The following is a 1,212-nucleotide window of genomic DNA, read 5'->3' as shown; positions in this document are numbered from 1 at the left end:
CTTCTAGCCCGCCCCCACTCCGCGGCCCGCGTCGCCGGGCGGGGACGCGGGCCGCGGAGTGGGGGCGGGCTAGAAGCCTGCGGTGATCCTGGTGAATTCCCAGGGTTGTTGGTCTATGCCGCTGCAGTTGGGGGCTACGCCGCCGGTCGGGCAGGGGCGGTCGCGGTTCACCGACCAGAACGCCAGTCTGGCCAGGTTGTGGGAGTCGGCCCAGTTGCGGATGCTGGTCCAGGTGGCGGGGGTGGTCACCTCGCGTTGGTCTGACAGGCCGTTCATGCCGGAAATGCCCATGTGGGAGTAGGCGGTGGCGTCGGACCAGCCGAACGCGGACTTCAGGGCGTTCTTCAGGCCCTCGGACGCGCTGACCGTGCTGCCGTACATGTCGGAGCCGCCCGCGAAGTTGAACGGCATGATCGTGAAGATGTCCACGTTCGCCTGGAGTTCGGCGGCGCGGTTGATGAGGCGGGTGCCCCAGTAGTTCGGGCCGGCGGTGCCGGTGCCGAAGGTCAGGATCGTTTGCACGTCCGGGTTGTTCTGCTTGATGATCTTGAGGGCGTTCAGGATGCGGTCCTGGACGGCCGCGTTCTCGAACTCGTCGCTGTTCTCGATGTCGACGTCGATCGCCTTGAGGTCGTAGGCGTCGATGACCTGCTGGTAGGCGCCGGCGAGGGCCTCGGGGGTGGCGCAGTTCGGGCCCAGCTTGTTGCCGGACCAGCCGCCGATCGACGGCAGGACGTCGCCGCCGGCCGCGCGGATCTGGGCGATGGCCTGCGCGTCGATGCCGTTGTGGAGGGGGCGGTTGCCGTCCCATGCGGGGCTGCAGCCGCCGCCCGAGAGAATGAACGCCATCGTGAACCACTTGACGCCGGTGGCGTTCATGACGGTGGACGGGTTCGGCGGATCGCCCCAGCCCATGTAGAGGTACGGCGCGGCGTGCCGGGTGACGTCCGGGGTGTCGCAGCCCGTTGTGGTGCCGGTCACCGGGGTGCTCGCGGCGGACTCTCCGGCGGAGTTGTACGCCTTCACGGTGTAGGTGTGGGTGGAGCAGGCGGCCAGGCCGGTGATCGTGGTGGTCGTGCCCGAGGTGGTCGCCCGGACGGTTCCGCCCTCGTAGACGCGGTAGCCGGTGATCGGGCCGGTCGGGGCGGACCAGGCGAGCGTGAGCGACGTGTCGGACCGGGTCGTCACGGTCGGTGCGCCGGGGGCGGGAGG

At 69.7% G+C, this 1,212-nt stretch carries 1 protein-coding gene; it reads right to left on the bottom strand.

The features are described from left to right. Positions 1-69 precede the first annotated feature (69 nt). A partial coding sequence (locus tag E1200_RS33330; RefSeq protein ID WP_131956666.1) for a fibronectin type III domain-containing protein occupies positions 70-1,212 on the bottom strand: 1,143 nt, incomplete at its 5' end.

This window comes from Actinomadura sp. GC306, from assembly GCF_004348665.1.
Taxonomy (GTDB): domain Bacteria; phylum Actinomycetota; class Actinomycetes; order Streptosporangiales; family Streptosporangiaceae; genus Spirillospora.
Note: the sequence above shows the minus strand (reverse complement) of the source record. Positions and strands in the feature narration are given on the sequence as shown.